Source organism: Mesorhizobium sp. P3_B5 (assembly GCF_056402815.1).
Window position 1 is genome coordinate 39,023 of sequence record NZ_JBFUGR010000014.1, and the last position, 18,463, is coordinate 57,485.

Consider the following 18,463-nt stretch of genomic DNA (forward strand, 5'->3'; position numbering starts at 1 on the left):
GAGAGAATTTCGATGGCAGATCACGGCTGGGCAATGAAAGGAGAGCTCGTACTCTCCTGCAATTGCACGGTTTTTTGCCCTTGCGTGCTGTCTCTCGGCAACCATCCGCCGACCGAGGGCTATTGCCAGACCTGGGCGGGATTCCGCATCGACGCCGGCCATTTCGGCGAGGTCGACCTGTCCGGCCTCAATCTGGGGCTGATCATGGAAATCCCCGGCTATATGAGCCGCGGCAACTGGACGGCCGGCCTGTTCATCGACCAGCGCGCCTCGGTCTATGCCGTCAAGGCGCTGACGAAGATTTTCACCGGCAGGGCCGGCGGGACCACGTCGCTGCTCTCCATCCTTGTCGGAAAGTTCCTTGGTGTCGAGCAGGTGCCAATCACCTATGAGACGCGTGACAAGACGCGTATCTTCCAGATACCGAGGATCATCGACGGGGCGGTGACGCCGATTCCCGGCAAGGATCGCGAGAAGGATACGGTGATCGCCAACTCGGAATACTGGATCGCACCGGAAATCATCGTGGCCAGGTCCGAAAAGAGCAAGCTGCGGGCTTTCGGCCGCAACTGGAATTTTGCCGGCCGCTCGGCCGAAATCTGCAAGCTGGACTGGCGGGGCCCGTGAGCAAGAACACAACGGCAAGGAAAACGGCCAAGAAAATCGCGGACCGGATTCCAAGGCCGAAAAAGAAAGTCACCTGGCCGCAGGCGCGTGCGTTTTCGGTCCATCTCTTGACTGCATCGGGTTCGTTCCTGGCATTCCTGTCGCTGGTCGCGGCAAGCGAGCAGCGCTGGACGGCGATGTTCTGGTGGCTCGGCCTGGCACTGTTCGTTGATGGCATCGACGGACCTATCGCCAGGAAGCTCGAGGTCAAGGAAATCCTACCGACATGGTCGGGCGAAATGCTCGACAACATCATCGACTATGTCACCTATGTGCTGATCCCGGCCTTCGCGCTTTACCAGCGCGGCTTCATGGGCGAGCGGTTGTCGTTCCTGTCGGCGGCGATCATCGTCGTGTCGAGCGCGATCTACTACGCCGACACCGGCATGAAGACCAAGGAGAACTTCTTCAAGGGTTTTCCGGTGGTCTGGAACATGGTGGTGTTCACGCTGTTCGTCATCGAACCGGGACAATGGGTTTCTTTCGCCATCGTCGTGGCGGCCGGCATTCTCACCTTCGTGCCGATCAATTTTATCCATCCGGTCCGCGTGGTGCGGCTGCGGCCGCTCAATCTCGGCATGACGCTGCTATGGTGCGCTTTTGGCGCGCTCGCGCTAGCGCAGGCCGCCCTTGCCGCCTTCTACGACCAGATCGGCGTGTTGGGCGAGCAGGTCAGTGTCTTCACCAAGGTCGGCATCACCTTCACCGGTCTTTACCTCGCTTGCATCGGCGGTATCATGCAGTTCTTCCCGGCGCTTGGCGCCAGGAAAGATGATCCCGACAAAGCCTGATCCTGATTCCAAGAAAGCCTGTTCAATGTCCAAAGCAATCCGTATCCACGCCCATGGCGGTCCGGAGGTTCTGACCTATGAAGACGCAGATCCCGGACAACCCGGCGCCGGGCAAATCCTGATCAGGCACACGGCGATCGGCCTCAACTTCATCGATGTTTATCATCGCTCGGGCCTCTATCCGCCGCCTGGCGGCTTCCCGCTGACACCGGGCAGCGAAGCCGCCGGCGTTGTGCAGGAAGTCGGCCAAGGCGTCGACTGGCTGAGACCGGGCGATCGCATCGCCTATGCCGTCACTGTCGGCGCTTATGCCGAACAGCGTGTGATTGCCGCGGACCGTGTGGTGAAGGTGCCGGACGGAATCAGTGACGAGCAGGCCGCGGCCATGATGCTGAAAGGCATGACGGCGGAATATCTGCTGCGCCGCACCTTCAAGGTAAAGGCCGGCGACACCATCCTGTTTCACGCCGCCGCAGGCGGCGTCGGGCTGATCCTCGGCCAATGGGCAAAACACCTTGGCGCGACCGTCATCGGCACCGCCAGTTCAACCGACAAGATCGAACTCGCCAAGGCGCATGGCTTCGACCATGTCATCAACTATCGCGAACAGGATTTCGTCGCCGGGGTCGCCGCCATCACCGGCGGCAAGAAATGCGATGTCGTTTATGATTCCGTCGGCAACGACACGTTTCCCGCTTCGCTCGATTGCCTGAAGCCTCTCGGCATGTTCGTCAGCTTTGGCCAGTCGTCGGGACCGATACCGCCTTTCAGCATGTCGCTGCTGGCGCAAAAGGGCTCGCTGTTCGTGACCCGACCGACACTGTTCGTCTACAACGCCACACGCGAAGCCCTCGAGACCTCCGCCAAGGCGCTGTTCGACATCGTGCTGAGCGGCGCCGTCAAGATCAAGATCAACCAGCGCTACGCACTCAGGGATGCCGGCAAGGCACATTCCGACCTGGAGGGCCGCAAGACGACCGGGACCACCATTCTCATCCCTTAGTCCCCTAGCCTTGCTATCCCTTGAGTTTCCGCTGAAATTCTTGAAGCTCTTTCAAGTCGTGTGCCGCTTTCCGACAGGAGCCGGCCGCGCCTACCATGCTTGCGGGAACACAGAACATATCTGGCAAACCAGATGGGAGGCACTGTGAGTGCAAATCAGGACGACGCGACCTTGCTTGAGGTTCGCGGGCTCACCAAGATATTCGGCACGCTGACGGCGTGCGACCATGTCGATCTCAACATCGCCAGGGGTGAAATCCACGCGCTGCTTGGCGAAAACGGCGCCGGCAAGTCGACGCTGGTCAAGATGCTGTTCGGCTCGCTCGAGCCCAATTCGGGCGAGATCTTCTGGAACGGCCAGGCGGTCAGGATTTCCAGCCCGGGCCTTGCAAAGAAACTCGGCATCGGCATGGTTTTCCAGCACTTTTCGCTGTTCGAGGCGCTGACGGCGGCCGAGAACATCGCTTTGTCGCTGGATGACGGGTCGCCAATCAGCACCATCGCCGCCAAGGCGAGGGCGCTCTCGTTCAGCTACGGTCTGCCGCTCGATCCGGAATCGCTGGTCGGCGACCTCTCGGTCGGCGAACGCCAGCGCATCGAGATCATCCGCTGCCTGCTGCAGACGCCGCAGCTCATCATCCTCGACGAGCCGACATCGGTGTTGACACCGCAGGAAGCCGACAAACTGTTCGAGACGCTCGAGCGTTTGCGCTCGGAAGGAAAGTCCATCCTCTACATTTCGCACCGGCTGGAAGAGGTCAAGCGCATCTGCGACCGCGCCACCGTGTTGCGTCATGGCAAGGTGGTCGGCCATTGCAACCCGCGCGAGGAAACCGCCTCGTCGCTGGCCCGTATGATGGTCGGCAACGAAGTGCAGGCGGTGGTGCGGGCGCCGGCGGAGGGCATCGAGACGGCCCAATCGTTGCTTGAGATCCGCGCGCTGAGCCGCAAGCCGGCGACGCCGTTCTCGATCCCGCTGAAGAACATCAATCTCAATGTGCGTGCCGGCGAGGTGATCGGCATTGCCGGCGTGGCCGGCAACGGCCAGGGCGAATTCTTCGAATCCGTCTCCGGCGAGGTGCTGCAGCAGGACATCGCCTGCGTGCGCATCCGCGGCAAGGATGCGGGTGGCCTCTCGATTACCGGCCGTCGGCTCATCGGTGCTGCCTTCGTCCCCGAAGAGCGGCTGGGCCACGGTGCCGCGCCGCGCATGAAGCTTTCGGAAAACCTGCTTCTGTCGCGCCACGCCACCGACGGCAAGGTTTTCGTCGGCGCCGGAGGCGTGGTCAAAAGCGCCGCGATCTACAGCGCTGCCCAACGCATCATCGAGGCCATGGACGTGCGTAAGAGCGCGCCGGACCCCGAAGCGGCAGCCCTTTCGGGCGGCAATCTGCAGAAATTCATCGTCGGCCGTGAGCTCGACCGCAAGCCCAGCGTCATGGTCGTCAATCAGCCGACCTGGGGTGTGGACGCCGGTGCAGCCGCCCACATCCGCCAGGCATTGATCGAGCTGGCGCTTAGCGGCTCGGCGGTTCTGGTCATCAGCCAGGACCTCGACGAGCTGTTCGAGATATCGGATGCCATCGCGGTCATGCACAATGGTGAGTTGTCAAAACCGTTGCCGATCGCCGAGGCCACTTTCGAGAAGATCGGACTGCTGATGGGCGGCGCCGAGCCCGGCCACGCCGAACATGTTCTGGAGATCGCATGATGCGCCTCGAACTCGTCAAACGCCCGCAGCGCTCGATGCTGTTTTCAGCACTGTCGCCCTTCATTGCCTTCGTGCTGACGATGATCGCCGGCGCGGTTCTGTTCGCGTTGCTTGGCGTCAACCCGCTGACTGCATTCCAGATTTACTTCATCGAGCCGATCAGCCAGGTCTGGCAGCTGCATGAGCTGGCGATCAAGGCAGCACCGCTGATCCTGATCGCGGTCGGCCTGTCGGTCTGCTACAAGGCCAACATCTGGAACATCGGCGCCGAGGGCCAGTTCATCCTCGGCGGTATTTTCGGCTCGATCATTCCGGTGCTGTTCCCTGAGTTCGAGGGCCCCCTGGTACTACCGATGATGCTGCTATCCGGCATGGTTGGCGGCGCTGCCTATGCGGCGATCCCTGCCTTGCTGAAAACACGCTTCGGCACCAACGAGATCCTGACCAGCCTGATGCTGGTCTATGTCGCCCAGCTGTTCCTTGACTGGCTGGTGCGCGGTCCGTGGCGCGATCCGCAGGGCCATGGTTTTCCGCAAACCATCCAGTTCAACGACTCGGCGGTATTGCCGGAATTGATGCCGGATGCCGGACGGGCCAACTGGGGTTTCGTCTTTGCGCTGGTTGCCGCGGTGCTGATCTGGGTCCTGATGAGTCGCCTGCTGAAAGGCTTCGAGGTGCGCGTGCTGGGCTCCAGTCCACGGGCAGGGCGCTTTGCCGGCTTCGGCCTCAACCGCATGGTGTTCTTCGCCTTCCTGCTGTCGGGCGCGCTGGCCGGTCTTGCCGGCATCTCCGAAGTCTCCGGCGCCATCGGGCAATTGCAGCCGGTGATCTCACCCGGCTACGGTTTCACCGCCATCATCGTGGCGTTCCTTGGCCGGCTCAATCCGCTGGGTATCGTCGCCGCAGGCTTGGTGCTGGCGCTGACCTATCTCGGTGGCGAGGCCGTGCAGAGCGCGCTCGGCATCTCCGACAAGGTGGCGCGCGTGTTCCAGGGCATGCTTTTGTTCTTCGTGCTCGGCTGCGACACGTTCATTCACTACCGCATTCGCCTGATCGGCTTTACCGCGCCAAAACTTGAAGCCGCACCGAAGCTGGAGGAGGCCCGCTGATGGACATCGTCGTCAACATCCTTTTGACCGTCGCCACGGCGGCGACGCCGCTGCTCATCGCGGCGATCGGCGAGCTGGTCGTCGAACGCTCCGGCGTGCTCAATCTCGGCGTCGAAGGCATGATGATCATGGGCGCGGTCGGCGGCTTCGGCGCCGGCTATCTCACCGGCTCGCCCTGGATCGGCCTTTTGGCGGCAATCGCCATGGGCGCGCTGTTCTCGCTGCTATTTGCCGTCATGACCTTGTCGCTGGCCACCAACCAGGTGGCGACCGGCCTGTCGCTGACGCTTCTCGGCCTCGGCCTTTCCGGCATGATGGGAACCAGTTTCGTCGGTCAACCCGGCGAGCGGCTGCCCAACCTCGATATTCCCGGCCTGACCTCGATCCCCATCGTCGGCAGGCTTTTGTTCGGCCAGGACCCGATCTTCTACATCTCGATCGCGCTGACCGCTGCCGTCATGTGGTTCCTGTTCAAGACCCGCACCGGATTGACGCTGCGCTCGATCGGCGACAGCCACACCTCGGCGCACGCGCTCGGCATCCATGTCATTCGCTATCGCTATCTCGCAGTGATCTTCGGCGGCGCCTGTGCAGGGCTTGCCGGCGGCCACCTGTCGCTGGTTTACACGCCGCAATGGGTGGAGAACATGAGCGCCGGCCGCGGCTGGATCGCGCTGGCCCTGGTCGTGTTCGCTTCGTGGCGGCCGTGGCGGGTGCTGGCCGGCGCCTATATCTTCGGCGCGGTCTGGATCGGCCAGCTTCATGCCCAGGCATTTGGCATTCCGGTCCCTTCGCAGCTGCTTTCTTCGCTGCCCTATCTGGCAACCATCGTGGTTCTCGTTCTAATCTCGCGCAACAAGCGTCTGACGATGATGAACACGCCGGCTTCCTTGGGGCAGCCATTCGTTCCGGATCGTTGACAATAAAAACAAACGGGAAGCTCCAAGGCTAACACAGAGAGGTAACACAATGAAAAAACTGCTTATTGCCCTGATGACCACGACCGCCGCCGTCTCGCTGGCGGCGTCGGCGCAAGCCGCCGACAAGCTCAAGGCCTGCTGGGTCTACACCGGCCCGATCGGCGATTTCGGCTATTCCTACCAGCACGACCAGGGCCGTCTCGAAGTGGAAAAGGCGCTCGGCGACAAGGTCGAGACCGCCTATCTCGAGAACGTCTCCGAAGGCCCTGACGCCGACCGTGCTTTCGAGCGCCTGGCACGCGAAGGCTGCAAGATCATCTTCGGCACGTCCTTCGGCTTCATGGATCCGGAAGTGAAGGTCGCCAAGAAGTTTCCCAAGGTGATGTTCGAGCATGCAACCGGCTACAAGACCGGTGACAATCTCGGCATCTACAATGCCCGTTTCTATGAAGGCCGCTATGTGCTCGGCCAGATCGCCGCCAAGGAATCGAAGGCCGGCGTTGCCGGCTACATCGTATCCTTCCCGATCCCCGAAGTGGTGATGGGCATCAATTCCTTCATGCTCGGCGCGCAATCGATCAACCCGAACTTCAAGGCCAAGATCGTCTGGGTGAACTCCTGGTTCGATCCAGGCAAGGAAGCCGACGCCGCCAAGGCGCTGTTCGACCAGGGCGCCGACATCATCGTCCAGCACACCGATTCCACCGCTGCCCTGCAGGTGGCGGAAGAGCGCAAGCTGCACGGCTTCGGCCAGTCCTCCGACATGATCAAGTTCGCGCCGAACGCCGCATTGACCTCGCTCACCGACGAATGGGGTCCGTACTACATCAGCCGGGTCCAGGCCGCACTCGACGGCACCTGGAAGCCCGACAATGTCTGGCTTGGCATCAAGGACGGCGCCGTCAAGCTCGCTCCGTTCACCAACATGCCCGACGACGTGAAGGCGATGGCCGAGGCAACGTCGAAGAAGATCGCCGACGGCTGGAACCCCTTCACCGGGCCGGTCGCCAAGCAGGACGGCACGCCGTGGCTCAAGGACGGCGAAGTCGCCGACGACGGCACGCTGCTCGGCATGAACTTCTATGTGAAGGGCGTCGACGACAAGCTGCCGCAGTAAGCCGGCAACACATCGAACGGGAAGGGCGCCGCAAGGCGCCCTTTTTCATTCTGCGGGTTGGGTGCCGGAAGGGGTCGGACGAAACCGCACCAGCACGGCATCGACCGCTTGGCCGAGCCAGATCTTGACCATGCGTTGGGCCGGTCGTTCGAAATGGTGCCAGATCGCCCACGAAACCTGGAGCATGAGAGCGACGCAGCCGAAAGCGGCGACCCATTTTCCGACCACAGGTGCCACGGCATTGATCGCGAGATAGCCGATGTTCTGGTGCAGGAGGTAGAGCGGGTAGGTCAACCCGCCGAGCGCCAGCGTCAGCGCGGACGGCCTGACACGGTTGCGCAACAGAACGCCGCCGATCAGCGCCGTATGCATGACGACATTGGCGGCCACGAGATGGGTCTGCGAAACGGCCATGCCATATTCATTGAGCATCCAGTGCTGCGTGACCGAAAGCGTGCAGCAGGACAACAGGAAGGCGGCCGCAAGCAGCAGCAAGGCTTTTGGCGAGTGGCCATGCGCATGGATATGGTGAACCAGCAGGCCTGCCGCGAAGAAGGGGCCGAACTCGGTGATGAACAGTAGCCTCAGTGCGCGACTGTCGACGAAGAACTCGTTCAGCGCTGCGATCGCCAGCCAGATGAGGATCAACTCCAGCTTCCATTTCTGGAAAACCCCTGACAGCAGCGCGAGCGTCACCCAGCCGTAGAAAACCAGCTCGAGCAGGATCGACCAGTAGACGCCATCCATGAAAGGCTGGCCCAGCGCCGGCGCGAACATCGACAGATTGGCGCCATATTGGCGCAAGGAGGTTGAAAACAGTGGCGCACCGACAGTGATGATAATCGCGAAGGTGATCGTCATGCAAAGCAGGAAGCCCGGATAGAGGCGGGCGAAGCGCGCGATTGCAAACTGTTGCCAATTGCGGTTCTCCGCCGACCAGGCAATGACGAAGCCGCTGATCAGAAAGAACAGATTGACGCCGAGATAGCCGTAGATGGCGACCGGCGCCACTGTCGGATAACCCTCGGCGAGAACGCCGCCGGCGGCGGAGCCGCGAAAGAAATATGGAAAGACACGACAGCCAGCGCCGCGGCCAGCCTCAGCAGGTCCAGCGTCGCGATGTAATCCGGCCTGCCAGGTTTGGTGTTCATCCGAGTTTCCGCATCCTGGAAACCATAAGGCAGGTCGCGGCCAAACAGGGTAAACGGCCGCAACTATCGCGAAATGTGGTAAATCGCGGTCTTTTCGTCGGACCGAGCGCCCGGCTCAATGTCTGCAACCCGGCTCCGTGACCGCCTTCACAGACGCATTTGCCTTTTACTTACATGTTCATTTTGCGGCCTGACGAAACTCGGCCGACGTTACTAATTTGAGCAGGAGAATGTCTTATGCAATTGAGCAAAAAACTCTTAGCCATTATCGGTAAGCGCATTCCCGCGATCTACGACGTCATCCCGCACGGACCACAGTGGCGGCTTGCGCAAATCGCACTCAATCCCCAGCCGCTCCCGCCTCACGAGCTGGGCGCTGCGATCGCCGACGAATTCGTGCGCTACGCATGGGGCGCCGAGCGAGGCGGGCTCGACATGAAAGCGTTGTTGAGCGACCTTGACGATTGGTGCCCCACGCGACCGAAGCTGCCGAAGCTTCCCCCGTGGTGGCCGCCCATTCCGGAGCCCGAGCCGCATCCCGAATGGTTCGTGGACTACCATCTGGGATTTGCCGCACGGCTGTCGGTGATAGCGGCCGGCTCGGCGGGCACGCGGCTGGACAAGACCCTCAATCAGGTCATCGATCGGTCCCTGGCTGCAATCGAGCAAGTGAAGCTCTGACGAAACGCTGCCAAAACGAGGGCGCCGCAAGGCGCCCTTTCGGCAGCTTGCGATCCCACAGGGACTTGGCGAACCGATTGATCTAGACCGCTGAACCGTAGAGATCGTAGGCGTCGGCGCGATCGATTTTGACGGTGACGATGTCGCCTTGGCCCAGCGGACGCCGCGACTGGATATGCACCGAACCGTCGATTTCGGGCGCATCGTATTTGGTCCGGCCCTTTGCCGACGTGCCATGCGCCTCGTCGATCAGCACCGGCAGGCGCTTGCCGACCTTCTTGGCCAGCTGCGTCGCCGAAATCTTCTGCTGGCGCTGCATGAAGCGGTGCCAGCGCGCTTCCTTGATCTCTTGCGGCACCTGTTCGAGGCCGAGATCGTTGGAACGAGCGCCCCTGACCGGCTCGTATTTGAAACAGCCAGCGCGGTCGATCTTCGCCTCATCCAGCCAATCGAGCAGCATTTCGAAATCCTCGTCCGTCTCGCCGGGGAAACCGACGATGAAGGTCGAGCGTATGGCGAGATCGGGACACACTTCGCGCCAGCCACGGATACGCTCCAGCGTCTTTTCGCCATGCGCGGGACGGCGCATGTTCTTCAGCACCTGCGGCGAGGCATGCTGGAACGGGATGTCGAGATAGGGAAGGATCTTGCCCTCGGCCATCAGCGGGATGACGTCGGCGACATGCGGGTAGGGGTAGACATAATGCATGCGCACCCAGATGCCGAGCTTGCCCAGTTCCTCCGACAGATCGAGGAACTTAGCCCGCACTTCGCGGTCGCCGAACATCGACGTCTGGTACTTGATGTCGATGCCGTAGGCGCTGGTGTCCTGCGAGATGACGAGGATCTCCTTGACGCCGGCCTTGGCCAGTTTTTCCGCTTCGCGCAGCACATCCGCCGCCGGCCGCGAGACGAGATCGCCGCGCAGCGCCGGGATGATGCAGAAGGTGCAGCGGTTGTTGCAGCCTTCCGAAATTTTCAGATAGGCGTAGTGGCGTGGCGTCAGCTTCACGCCTTGCGGCGGCAACAGGTCGATGTAGGGATCGTGGCTGGGCGGTGCCGCCTCATGCACCGCCGCCATCACGCTCTCGTAGGCCTGCGGGCCGGTAATGGCGAGAACGTTGGGGTGCCGTTCGCGGATCACGTCCGGTTCAGCGCCGAGACAACCAGTGACGATGACCCTGCCATTTTCCGAAAGTGCGGAACCGATGGCGTTGAGCGACTCGTCGCGGGCCGAATCGAGGAAACCGCAAGTGTTGACGACGACCAGATCGGCGCCGTCATGCTTGCGCGCGATCTCGTAACCTTCGGCGCGCAGGCGCGTGATGATGCGCTCCGAATCCACGAGGGCCTTCGGGCATCCAAGGCTGACGAAACTGACGCGAGGGGCAGACATAGCGGTTTTCCGGGTTTTCAGGATTGGCGGCGCAGTACCACACTTATTGCGGCATTGGTATGGGCGCGCCGCAGATGCGGCGAAACGCACGGCATCTGCCTTCGAAACGAATCTATCGAAACCGCGGAACGGGTGGCTTCAGCCCACCGCGGCGTTCACATGCGGCAACACTTCCACCACGCCGCGATAGACCATGTCGACCGCGACATAGAGGATGATCGCCAGGCCGATATAGGCGATCCAGCGGTGGCGATGCAGCAGCTTGGCGATAAAGCTTGCAGCCAGGCCCATCAAGGCAATCGACAGCACCAGGCCAATGACCAGCACCGGGAAATGATCGCGCGCCGCACCCGCGACCGCCAGCACATTGTCGAGCGACATCGACACATCGGCGACGACGATCTGCAGCGCCGCCTGGCCAAGCGTCTTGCGCGGCGCTTTGCCGGCCACCATTCTGTCGCTGTTGAGGTCGGAATCAGACAGCGCCTCGGTCGCCTCCAGCTCATCGGCATGGGACGTGCGCAGCTCGCGATACATCTTCCAGCACACCCACAAAAGCAGGATGCCGCCGGCAAGCAGCAGTCCGACGACCGCCAGCAGCTTGACGGTGATGGCGGCAAAGCCGATGCGCAGCACCGTTGCCGCCAGCACGCCGACGAGGATAGCCTTCTTGCGCTGTTCGGCCGGCAAGCCGGCGGCGGCCAGGCCGATGACGATGGCATTGTCGCCAGCGAGCACAAGGTCGATGGCAATGACCTGAAGCAGGGCGGTCAGGCTGGCAGCGCTGAAAATGTCCATCGACTGGAAGTCCCTTGCTCGTTGGCCGAGTGTGCGTCGTCGGATATCCCGACGCCCTAACGTGGATACTTCCTGCGCGTCAAGACACCGCCGGAAACAACATCAGCGCGTCAGGCTTTTGCGGCGGCAAAGCGGCGGACTACGACGATCGCCGACAGCGGGTGAAATACCGCTTCATCCCGGCAAATCCAATCGTAGAGGGCGAATTCTAGTCGTAGAGGTTGTATTTCGCCCAATCGGTTTCCGGGATCTCGTCGCCGATCCGGTAACGGAGCTGTAGCACTTCCATATGGTCCGGCGCCGTTTCGCATTTGAATTTCAGCCGGTACCACTGCCCCTTGCTGCGAAAGGCAGCCCCTGGGCTCTTGATTGCGTCGGCGCCCATTTCGGGCGTCGAAAAGGCGTAAGCGACGACACGATCGGCTTTGAATTTGCTGTCGTCATGCGTGATCCGATCCAGAACTTCGGCGTCACATCGCTGTTCGAGGCGGGTTTGCGGGTCTAGCTTCAGCAGGCCGGCGCGTAGCGCACTGTCCATCGCGAAAGCCGGAAAACCCAGCGTCACCGACGCCAGGACCATAAGGCAGAGCTTTTTCATGGGCGCGAGAAGCATCATATTTTGTCGGAGAAATCAACTATGTGCCGTTCTGGGGCGCGTCCGATCCGGTCAAACCATCGTGTTCGTGGGGAAGGGGCCGGCTCATGATCGGATCAGGAAACGGGGCAGCACGCGACTTCAACCAGCTGTAGAGCTGGGCAAGCCGCAGACGAGCAAGGGTCAACCCAGCGGCTTTGCCGATGAGTGCGGCAGCGGCGAGATAGAGCAGGATGCACCACCAGGCGAGGGCGCCGTCGAACCCCCTGAGTAGCCCGAGCAGTATGGATCCGACAAGGACGGCCATGACGGTGACCGAGCCCTGTTCGCAGCCGCAGGCGAAGTAAGCGCGGTTCAACGCGCGCTCGGTGCCTTCATCGGCGAGCGGGCCGGCCAGCCGGATGCGCCGGATAGCCGGCTTGCCGCTCCGCAGCTGCTCCAGGCTGGCGAGGCTGTCTACTATGTACTCCATGGTGGTCTTCTCCCCAAAGCACGCCGCGTGCAGACGGCGGCGCGCTTCAAGCCCTTGTTTTCATGCATGCCACCCAGAACCGCTGCGCGCTTTCGGGCGACCTGCATCAGGGAAAGATCTTGTCGAGCGCTTCGGGCGTGGTGGTGATCCACTGCCACACCGCCTCGGCGTCGGCACGGGTGAAGTTGGCTTCGCCGCTGCCAAAACCGTAATTGCCGATCGTCTCGCCCCAATTGGTGCCGAGCGCCGGCTTCCACATGATCTCGGCCGGGCTGGTGTGCCCGTCATGGTTCAGTCCGACATAGTGCCCGATCTCGTGGATCGCGACATACTGAAAGACGACTTCCGGGAAGCGGTCGCGGAAGGTGGTGCCGGTCGGGCTGCCGTCGCCCAGGGCCGGTCGAAACCATGAGGTCAGGCCGTGCAGGCTGGTGCTGACGTAACCGAAATGGGCAATCACCGGCACCACACGCAGGTCCTCGTCACGGTCGGGGCGACCCATCAGCCGCAACAGGTCTTGCTGCACGGCATCGTCGTTTTCGTCACTGGCGAGCGGGACGAAGCGGGACTCGGTCACCGCGACCTCGCCGATCGACGGCCATGTGAAGTTGATGCCGACCTGAAAACCCTTGCGCTGGGCAAGCTCCAGTCGATTGCGGAACGCATCCCGCTTGATCGGGTAGGCGGTGAAGGAAGGCACGGCGCCGGCGCCGAGTTCGAGGAAATCGTCGAGATCGGTTTTCGTCACCGTCGTCCTGGTGCCGGTGTAGACGACCTCGCCCTCGAATTGTTCCCAAGCCGCCTTACCCTGGCAGTCGGTGAAGCGCCCGGCGACAGCGTAAAGATTGAGGGCGCCGGAACGGTGCAATTCACGCAGGAACTCGCTGGAGTGAATTGCCATGCGACGCGGCGCCAGTTCCATGGGCACGCCGATCGGAGCGCCGCCCAGGCGTGCTCTTTCTTTCGAGCGCGCCAGCCGGTCCGGATCCTTGGCCAGTGCCGCCGACAGGGCGTCGTCGATGATGGTTTCAAGACCGCGTTTGTCGATGAGCTCGCGCGGGCCGACATAAAACACCATGCCGAGCAGGCGCGTAACACTGGTGATCACCCGCAGGACATTGAAGATGCCCAGTCCTTTCTGGATGCGGCACCAGTCCAGACTGAGGATGCCGATGACCAGATCGCGGATGCCTTCGACGGTATCGCGCACCCAGTCGACCACATCGGCCGCCCAGTCCAGCAGGCCTTCGAGGGCGCCGAAGATCGCGCCGAAGAAGGCGCAGGCGCCGTCGCCGAAGATGCAGAAGGTGCGGCCCAGCGAGCCCAGAAGGTCGCCGACCTCGTGCAGGATTTCGGCCACGTCATCGAGCAGCGACACCACCAGTTCGAACACATCGTCGACCGCGTCGACGACGTCGTTGACCAGGTCCCAAAGGGCCGAGAACGCCTTCACCGGATCCTCGAACAGGCAGACGAAGAAGGTGACGAGCCGGGTGATCACCTTCAGCACCAGTTCGACGACGATGCCGACAACCGTGGTGACGATCTTGCAAACCAGATGCGTGACCCATTTGCCGATGGTGACGACGACCCAGGTGACGACCCGGACCACGACGGTAACCAGCCAGCAGAACCACTTGTTGCAGCAGGCGCACCACCAGTCGCAATCCTGCTCGCGGCAGCGCTTTTCCTGCTTGCTGACCCAGTTCTCAACCGGCTGTTGCACCTGCTCCTCGACCCATGTGGTCACATTCTCGCAGGCTTCGCGCGCCTCGGTGATGAACCGCTCCACGGGAGTGAGCACATTCTCGGTGATCCATGTCGACACTTCACGGCAGGCCATGACGCTGTCCCTCCTTGGCTAGGCCAACCGCTGAAGTCCGATCAGCCTCGGCCTTTATCTGTGCCATCTAGGCGATCAAGCGTCTGTGACCTGCTTCTCAATCCAGCCTCAGGGGCAGCACGCCAGCTTGCCGACGGCGCGTGCCGACGAGGCAGGGCAAGATGTGGAATAATTCCGTATTCATTATTTTGCGCTAATGGATCCGTTCGCGGACCTTGGCTGGTCAGCGGGGGAGCACCAGCATGCAGCACAGCGCCACCTTCAACATCTTCCTGCCGGTGGCGCTCGTCATCATCATGCTGGGGCTTGGCCTGTCGCTGAAACTCCAGGATTTTTCGCAAGTCCTTTTGCGGCCAAAGACCTTGCTGGTTGCACTTGTCGTGCAGATCCTCGTGCTGCCGGTCGTCTGCTTCGGCATCGTCTCCGTTTCAGCACTGCCGCCGGCCATCTCGGTCGGCATGATGCTGCTCGCCGCCAGCCCCGGCGGACCGACGGCCGTTCTCTATACCCACCTTGCCAAGGGCGACACGGCGCTCAGCCTGACGCTGACGGCGATCACCTCGCTGGTGGCGCTGGTTTCAGTGCCGCTGATCACCAATTTTTCGCTGCAGCATTTTTATGGCGCCGGACAGATCCTGCCGTTACCGGTCGACAAGTTCCTGCAGTTTTTTGCCATTGTCCTGGTTCCGGCTGCGATCGGAATTGCGGTTCAGCACCGTTATCCCACGCTGGCGGACCGACTGGAGCGCCCGGTCAAGCTGTTGGCAACGCTTTTCCTGGCGGCAGTCGTTATTTTTGCGGCGGTCAGCCAGTGGGACGTGATCGTCACCTGGGGGCCGGTCGTCGGCCTTGCCGCCCTGGCCTTCAACCTCGCAAGCGTGACGATCGGCTATGGCATACCGGTGCTACTGCACCTCGAAAGGCGGCAAGCGGTCGCCGTCGCCATGGCCACCGGCATCCACAACGCCGCCTTCGTCATCACGCTCGCGCTCAGCGAATTCCTGCTCAACAATGCCGAGATGGGCGTGCCGCCGGCCATCTACGCCCTGATTGCCTACATCACCGCCGCAGCTTTCGTGTTCATGTTGAACAGGTCGGCCAGATAGCCCAAGTCTTTGCAGACGGTTTGCCGCGGCGGCGCGGACACGCGATCCTCCTGCGAATGACGATCCAGAAGGCACCGGAAGGTGCTTTGCGCTCTGAAGGAGAACCGCTCAACTTAGAGATCGGGGTAGCCGGCACCTGCAACGGAGGTACGCCAGCTGCGAGCCTCTAGGAAGGCCTTTTTTGCTGTTGTATCGGCGGAAGAAAGAAATTGCCGGCTGCTTCTGTCATTTGCAAAGAATCGGAATGGAGTTCTTAGCCATTCGTTCACTTATGCATGTCTTCTAATAAGATATGTCATTCAGCGTCTTCACCCGGGTCCTCTTTGTCTTGGGCCGCCTAAGTCGGGCCACGAACGCGAATGTTGCCATCATCTTTGCGTTCACCTTGCCGGTTGTGGTAGGCGCCGCGGCCTTCGGGGTCGAGACCTCCTATTGGTATTACAGCAGCCTCAAACTGCAGGCAGTTGCGGATGCCGCAGCTTATGCTGGCGCCCTGGAAAAGATTTCCGGCTCCAATAAGCCCACGATCATCTCCGCCGCAACGCTTTCGGCAACGTCCAATGGTTTTGTAACACCACCAGGGACAATTGGCGTTTTCACACCGCCGTCATCCGGTCCAAACGTCGCAAACAAGGCGGTCGAGGTGATCGTTCACCAGAACCTGGATCGATATTTCACCGCAGTATTCAACCAGGGGCCCGTTCCCGAACAGGCAAGAGCGGTGGCTCTCATCACGGACGCTTCAAAAGCCTGCGTACTGGCGCTCAATCCCTCCGCGTCGAAGGCGGCGCTCTTTTCCGGCAGCACAAATGTCAAACTGACCGGCTGCTCGGTCATGGCTGATTCGATTGCCGCGGATGCCATCAAGCTGCAAGGGTCGGCAGCTCTGCAGGCCGATTGCCTGATATCGGCAGGCGGCGTTTCTCTGAGCAACCCCGTAACGACCGTCTGCGCCGCGCCGATGACCCAGGCGTTGCCCGCCGCCGATCCTTTCGTGAATTTGCCGACGCCGGCAGCCACGAACCCTTGTCAGAACACCAAGCCGTCGACCCTGCAGCCCGGAACCTACTGCTCCGGACTGAGCTTGAGCGGCAATGTGACACTCAAGCCCGGTGTCTACGTCATTCAAGCCGGTGATTTCAAAGTGAACGCGAACGCCCACATTACCGGTACCGGCGTCACCATCTATCTGGCCGGAAGCTCGCGTGTCAGCATGAACGGAAACGCTTCAATCAAACTCAGCGCACCGACATCTGGCACCTATTCCGGGGTGCTGCTCTATGGCGACAGGACCAACCTTGGCGGGCAGAACACGATGAATGGAACCGCGGATTCCTTGCTGACCGGCGCACTCTATTTTCCAACGCAGCAGGTCAATTATCTCGGTAATTTTTCCGGCACGGGTGGTTGCACGCAGGTCGTCGCCGACACGATACAGTGGTCAGGCAGCAGCACCATCAAACAGGATTGCACGGGCCTCGGAATGAAGGATATTCCGGCGACGCAGTCCGTGAAGCTTGTCGAGTAGCACGATGGACCGGCCTGCCGCCCGAATTCTGCGGAACCAGTCCGGTGTTGCCGCCGTGGAATTGGCGATGGTGCTGCCCATCCTGTGTTTGGTTCTGCTCGGTATCATCGACGGGTGGTCTTACGTCACGAGCTCATTGTCGATGCGCGCCGGCGTCAAGACGGCGGCAAATCTCCTGATGGCCGGCGCAGCCAACGACGCGGCCACACAGGCGATCGCCCTTTCGAGTTGGGAAAGACATCCCGACGACGCACAGGTCACCATGGCGCGGCAATATATGTGCGGCAGTACGGTGGTGGATGCGTCAAGCCTCTGCGCCGGGCCGAAAGTGCCGTCGATCCTCGTCCAGATACAAGCGACAGCCACCTGGGTGCCACCTTTCGCTTTTGGCCGTTTCGTGGATCCCCGCACGATCACCCATCAAGAGGTGATCCGTGTCCGCTAGACAGACCGCGCGTGGACTGCGTCGAGACCGATCCGGCGGAGCGGCGCTGGAGTTTGCGCTGATCGCACCTATTCTGGTGATGCTTTTGTTCGGGATTTTTGCTTTTGGGTGGTCCTTGAATGCGGAGTCCAGCGTTCGCTACACGCTGGAGACGTCCGCACGTGCGCTGCAGCTGAAGAATTCGCTGACACAGAGCGACATTCAAACCATCGCCACGAAAAAACTGCTGACGTTGGGTTTAAAGGATGTCGTGGTCACGATCGTAATTGATGCCGCCAGCGGAGGTTTTCGCATGGCTCATCTTACCGCCAACTACGCCTATGTGATCGCGTTCCCGTATTTCGATCAATACCCCATTAATTATTCAACAACCGTCACCGTCCCGCTGGTCGCCAGCTAAAGGTACCGCCGGCTTTCGTTGAGTTGGCGGCGCCCAACCCAGACCGTATGACGTCGATCCTGCGGATTCCATAGCCTGCCCATACAGAGAGACAGAGACTGAGAGAAGACCACAGACCGAGCGGAGAGGAAACGAAAACCGAAACTTAAACCGAAAGAAGACTTTGAGACCTCCGCTTTGGAAAGAAGGTCAATCGCGATTTGTGCGGCTGGGATCGATCTTCACCATGCAGCCTGCGGCCTCGACAGCAGTTCGTATCCGGCTGTGCAACGCGAGATTCTCGGCCAGCATTTTTTGTGTGCGTTCCAGAGCGAGTTCGGTCCGGCTGATGCGCTGCCTGGCATTGGCAACTTCCGACGACAAAATATCGGCCGCCATCCCGTGGCCGTGGGGTTCCAAATTGTCCATGGGTTTCCAACTCATGACGACCGAAATCGTTCCCTGGTGTCGGGCGCAAAAATCCCAAATGAGAAGTCAATTGACGCTGCCGTGATGAATCGTCAGGCGCTTTTTGGCCTCGACTACGCGCCGTTGGGCGGACCTGATCCTGCAGCAAAGTGCGAGATTGAGGGCGACGCCAGCTTCCTCGTCCAACAACTCATTGGCGCGCTTCAGAGAGTTCTCAGCCCGTTTTATGCGCAGTCTGGCGTCGGCCGCTTCTATAGAGAAAACTTCAAACATTGTTCCGCTCCCTTCGCGGTTGCGGTCCCTTCAAGGGGGGAAACAGCCGCC

Annotated in this window: 20 protein-coding genes; 12 read left to right on the forward strand and 8 right to left on the reverse strand. The window is 61.2% G+C overall.

What is annotated here, in order from left to right; all coding sequences use genetic code 11:
* Window positions 1-12 precede the first annotated feature (12 nt).
* The 7 genes from AC1DVW_RS25500 (at window position 13) to AC1DVW_RS25530 (ending at window position 7,316) form a co-directional block, all read left to right on the forward strand.
* On the forward strand, window positions 13-627 hold the full coding sequence (locus AC1DVW_RS25500) for a DUF1326 domain-containing protein (protein ID WP_477246948.1): 615 nt from the start codon (window positions 13-15) through the stop codon (window positions 625-627).
* Window positions 624-1,457, forward strand: coding sequence for a phosphatidylcholine synthase (gene pcsA / locus AC1DVW_RS25505; protein WP_477246946.1), 834 nt, complete (start codon window positions 624-626; stop codon window positions 1,455-1,457). The genes AC1DVW_RS25500 and pcsA overlap by 4 nt, the downstream gene beginning before the upstream one ends.
* Window positions 1,458-1,482: 25 nt before the next feature.
* Window positions 1,483-2,460 (forward strand): quinone oxidoreductase family protein, encoded by a 978-nt coding sequence (locus tag AC1DVW_RS25510; RefSeq protein WP_477326794.1) that lies wholly within the window; start codon window positions 1,483-1,485, stop codon window positions 2,458-2,460.
* 132 nt (window positions 2,461-2,592) lie between these two features.
* Window positions 2,593-4,170, forward strand: a complete 1,578-nt coding sequence (locus AC1DVW_RS25515) for an ABC transporter ATP-binding protein (RefSeq protein WP_477326796.1) — start codon at window positions 2,593-2,595, stop codon at window positions 4,168-4,170.
* The gene (locus tag AC1DVW_RS25520) at window positions 4,167-5,279 is read left to right on the forward strand and encodes an ABC transporter permease (RefSeq protein WP_477326798.1); all 1,113 of its coding nucleotides are present in this window, start codon (window positions 4,167-4,169) and stop codon (window positions 5,277-5,279) included. The genes AC1DVW_RS25515 and AC1DVW_RS25520 overlap by 4 nt, the downstream gene beginning before the upstream one ends.
* Entirely contained in the window at window positions 5,279-6,199 is a 921-nt protein-coding gene (locus AC1DVW_RS25525; RefSeq protein ID WP_477326800.1) for an ABC transporter permease, read from the forward strand. Before AC1DVW_RS25520 ends, AC1DVW_RS25525 begins: the two co-directional genes overlap by 1 nt.
* A 49-nt stretch (window positions 6,200-6,248) precedes the next feature.
* Entirely contained in the window at window positions 6,249-7,316 is a 1,068-nt protein-coding gene (locus AC1DVW_RS25530; RefSeq protein ID WP_477246937.1) for a BMP family ABC transporter substrate-binding protein, read from the forward strand.
* 45 nt (window positions 7,317-7,361) lie between these two features.
* Here the strand turns inward: AC1DVW_RS25530 and AC1DVW_RS25535 are convergent, their stop codons facing one another.
* Window positions 7,362-8,327: an acyltransferase family protein gene (locus AC1DVW_RS25535; RefSeq protein ID WP_477326802.1), complete on the reverse strand. Its 966-nt coding sequence runs from the start codon at window positions 8,325-8,327 to the stop codon at window positions 7,362-7,364.
* 377 nt (window positions 8,328-8,704) lie between these two features.
* On the opposite strand from AC1DVW_RS25535, the gene AC1DVW_RS25540 reads away from it, so the two are divergent.
* The gene (locus AC1DVW_RS25540; protein ID WP_477246933.1) at window positions 8,705-9,148 is read left to right on the forward strand and encodes a hypothetical protein; all 444 of its coding nucleotides are present in this window, start codon (window positions 8,705-8,707) and stop codon (window positions 9,146-9,148) included.
* Window positions 9,149-9,230: 82 nt separating this feature from the next.
* Here the strand turns inward: AC1DVW_RS25540 and rimO are convergent, their stop codons facing one another.
* The 5 genes from rimO to AC1DVW_RS25565 all read right to left on the reverse strand — a co-directional run bounded on the left by rimO (window position 9,231) and on the right by AC1DVW_RS25565 (window position 14,252).
* Window positions 9,231-10,544 (reverse strand): 30S ribosomal protein S12 methylthiotransferase RimO, encoded by a 1,314-nt coding sequence (rimO, locus tag AC1DVW_RS25545; protein ID WP_477326804.1) that lies wholly within the window; start codon window positions 10,542-10,544, stop codon window positions 9,231-9,233.
* 138 nt (window positions 10,545-10,682) lie between these two features.
* The gene (locus AC1DVW_RS25550) at window positions 10,683-11,342 is read right to left on the reverse strand and encodes a TerC family protein (protein WP_477246929.1); all 660 of its coding nucleotides are present in this window, start codon (window positions 11,340-11,342) and stop codon (window positions 10,683-10,685) included.
* A 208-nt stretch (window positions 11,343-11,550) separates the two neighbouring features.
* On the reverse strand, window positions 11,551-11,958 hold the full coding sequence (locus tag AC1DVW_RS25555; protein ID WP_477246927.1) for a DUF930 domain-containing protein: 408 nt from the start codon (window positions 11,956-11,958) through the stop codon (window positions 11,551-11,553).
* A 19-nt stretch (window positions 11,959-11,977) separates the two neighbouring features.
* The gene (locus AC1DVW_RS25560; RefSeq protein ID WP_477326806.1) at window positions 11,978-12,409 is read right to left on the reverse strand and encodes a hypothetical protein; all 432 of its coding nucleotides are present in this window, start codon (window positions 12,407-12,409) and stop codon (window positions 11,978-11,980) included.
* A 106-nt stretch (window positions 12,410-12,515) separates the two neighbouring features.
* Window positions 12,516-14,252 carry a hypothetical protein gene (locus AC1DVW_RS25565; RefSeq protein WP_477326808.1) on the reverse strand — a complete coding sequence of 579 codons (1,737 nt, stop codon included), beginning with the start codon at window positions 14,250-14,252 and terminating at the stop codon, window positions 12,516-12,518.
* A 242-nt stretch (window positions 14,253-14,494) separates the two neighbouring features.
* Between AC1DVW_RS25565 and AC1DVW_RS25570 the strand changes: the two genes are divergently transcribed.
* The 4 genes from AC1DVW_RS25570 to AC1DVW_RS25585 all read left to right on the forward strand — a co-directional run bounded on the left by AC1DVW_RS25570 (window position 14,495) and on the right by AC1DVW_RS25585 (window position 17,731).
* Window positions 14,495-15,358 carry a bile acid:sodium symporter family protein gene (locus tag AC1DVW_RS25570; RefSeq protein ID WP_477326810.1) on the forward strand — a complete coding sequence of 288 codons (864 nt, stop codon included), beginning with the start codon at window positions 14,495-14,497 and terminating at the stop codon, window positions 15,356-15,358.
* Between the two features lie 292 nt (window positions 15,359-15,650).
* Window positions 15,651-16,886 (forward strand): pilus assembly protein TadG-related protein, encoded by a 1,236-nt coding sequence (locus AC1DVW_RS25575; protein ID WP_477246920.1) that lies wholly within the window; start codon window positions 15,651-15,653, stop codon window positions 16,884-16,886.
* 4 nt (window positions 16,887-16,890) lie between these two features.
* Window positions 16,891-17,331, forward strand: a complete 441-nt coding sequence (locus AC1DVW_RS25580) for a TadE/TadG family type IV pilus assembly protein (protein ID WP_477326812.1) — start codon at window positions 16,891-16,893, stop codon at window positions 17,329-17,331.
* Entirely contained in the window at window positions 17,321-17,731 is a 411-nt protein-coding gene (locus AC1DVW_RS25585) for a TadE/TadG family type IV pilus assembly protein (RefSeq protein WP_477246916.1), read from the forward strand. The genes AC1DVW_RS25580 and AC1DVW_RS25585 overlap by 11 nt, the downstream gene beginning before the upstream one ends.
* A gap of 189 nt (window positions 17,732-17,920) precedes the next feature.
* Here the strand turns inward: AC1DVW_RS25585 and AC1DVW_RS25590 are convergent, their stop codons facing one another.
* The gene (locus AC1DVW_RS25590) at window positions 17,921-18,139 is read right to left on the reverse strand and encodes a hypothetical protein (protein ID WP_477246914.1); all 219 of its coding nucleotides are present in this window, start codon (window positions 18,137-18,139) and stop codon (window positions 17,921-17,923) included.
* A gap of 66 nt (window positions 18,140-18,205) precedes the next feature.
* The gene (locus AC1DVW_RS25595; protein ID WP_477246912.1) at window positions 18,206-18,412 is read right to left on the reverse strand and encodes a hypothetical protein; all 207 of its coding nucleotides are present in this window, start codon (window positions 18,410-18,412) and stop codon (window positions 18,206-18,208) included.
* Between the last annotated feature and the right edge of the window lie 51 nt (window positions 18,413-18,463).

What these genes read in the sequence shown, in the direction of transcription:
- AC1DVW_RS25550 (WP_477246929.1), bottom strand. Translation starts at nt 11,342, where the DNA reads ATGGACATTTTCAGCGCTGCCAGCCTGACCGCCCTGCTTCAGGTCATT.
- AC1DVW_RS25595 (WP_477246912.1), bottom strand. Translation starts at nt 18,412, where the DNA reads ATGTTTGAAGTTTTCTCTATAGAAGCGGCCGACGCCAGACTGCGCATA.
- AC1DVW_RS25500 (WP_477246948.1), top strand. Translation starts at nt 13, where the DNA reads ATGGCAGATCACGGCTGGGCAATGAAAGGAGAGCTCGTACTCTCCTGC.
- AC1DVW_RS25560 (WP_477326806.1), bottom strand. Translation starts at nt 12,409, where the DNA reads ATGGAGTACATAGTAGACAGCCTCGCCAGCCTGGAGCAGCTGCGGAGC.
- AC1DVW_RS25510 (WP_477326794.1), top strand. Translation starts at nt 1,483, where the DNA reads ATGTCCAAAGCAATCCGTATCCACGCCCATGGCGGTCCGGAGGTTCTG.
- AC1DVW_RS25575 (WP_477246920.1), top strand. Translation starts at nt 15,651, where the DNA reads ATGTCATTCAGCGTCTTCACCCGGGTCCTCTTTGTCTTGGGCCGCCTA.
- AC1DVW_RS25515 (WP_477326796.1), top strand. Translation starts at nt 2,593, where the DNA reads ATGGGAGGCACTGTGAGTGCAAATCAGGACGACGCGACCTTGCTTGAG.
- AC1DVW_RS25565 (WP_477326808.1), bottom strand. Translation starts at nt 14,252, where the DNA reads ATGGCCTGCCGTGAAGTGTCGACATGGATCACCGAGAATGTGCTCACT.
- AC1DVW_RS25525 (WP_477326800.1), top strand. Translation starts at nt 5,279, where the DNA reads ATGGACATCGTCGTCAACATCCTTTTGACCGTCGCCACGGCGGCGACG.
- AC1DVW_RS25520 (WP_477326798.1), top strand. Translation starts at nt 4,167, where the DNA reads ATGATGCGCCTCGAACTCGTCAAACGCCCGCAGCGCTCGATGCTGTTT.
- AC1DVW_RS25570 (WP_477326810.1), top strand. Translation starts at nt 14,495, where the DNA reads ATGCAGCACAGCGCCACCTTCAACATCTTCCTGCCGGTGGCGCTCGTC.
- AC1DVW_RS25555 (WP_477246927.1), bottom strand. Translation starts at nt 11,958, where the DNA reads ATGATGCTTCTCGCGCCCATGAAAAAGCTCTGCCTTATGGTCCTGGCG.
- AC1DVW_RS25580 (WP_477326812.1), top strand. Translation starts at nt 16,891, where the DNA reads ATGGACCGGCCTGCCGCCCGAATTCTGCGGAACCAGTCCGGTGTTGCC.
- AC1DVW_RS25540 (WP_477246933.1), top strand. Translation starts at nt 8,705, where the DNA reads ATGCAATTGAGCAAAAAACTCTTAGCCATTATCGGTAAGCGCATTCCC.
- AC1DVW_RS25590 (WP_477246914.1), bottom strand. Translation starts at nt 18,139, where the DNA reads ATGGACAATTTGGAACCCCACGGCCACGGGATGGCGGCCGATATTTTG.
- rimO (WP_477326804.1), bottom strand. Translation starts at nt 10,544, where the DNA reads ATGTCTGCCCCTCGCGTCAGTTTCGTCAGCCTTGGATGCCCGAAGGCC.
- AC1DVW_RS25530 (WP_477246937.1), top strand. Translation starts at nt 6,249, where the DNA reads ATGAAAAAACTGCTTATTGCCCTGATGACCACGACCGCCGCCGTCTCG.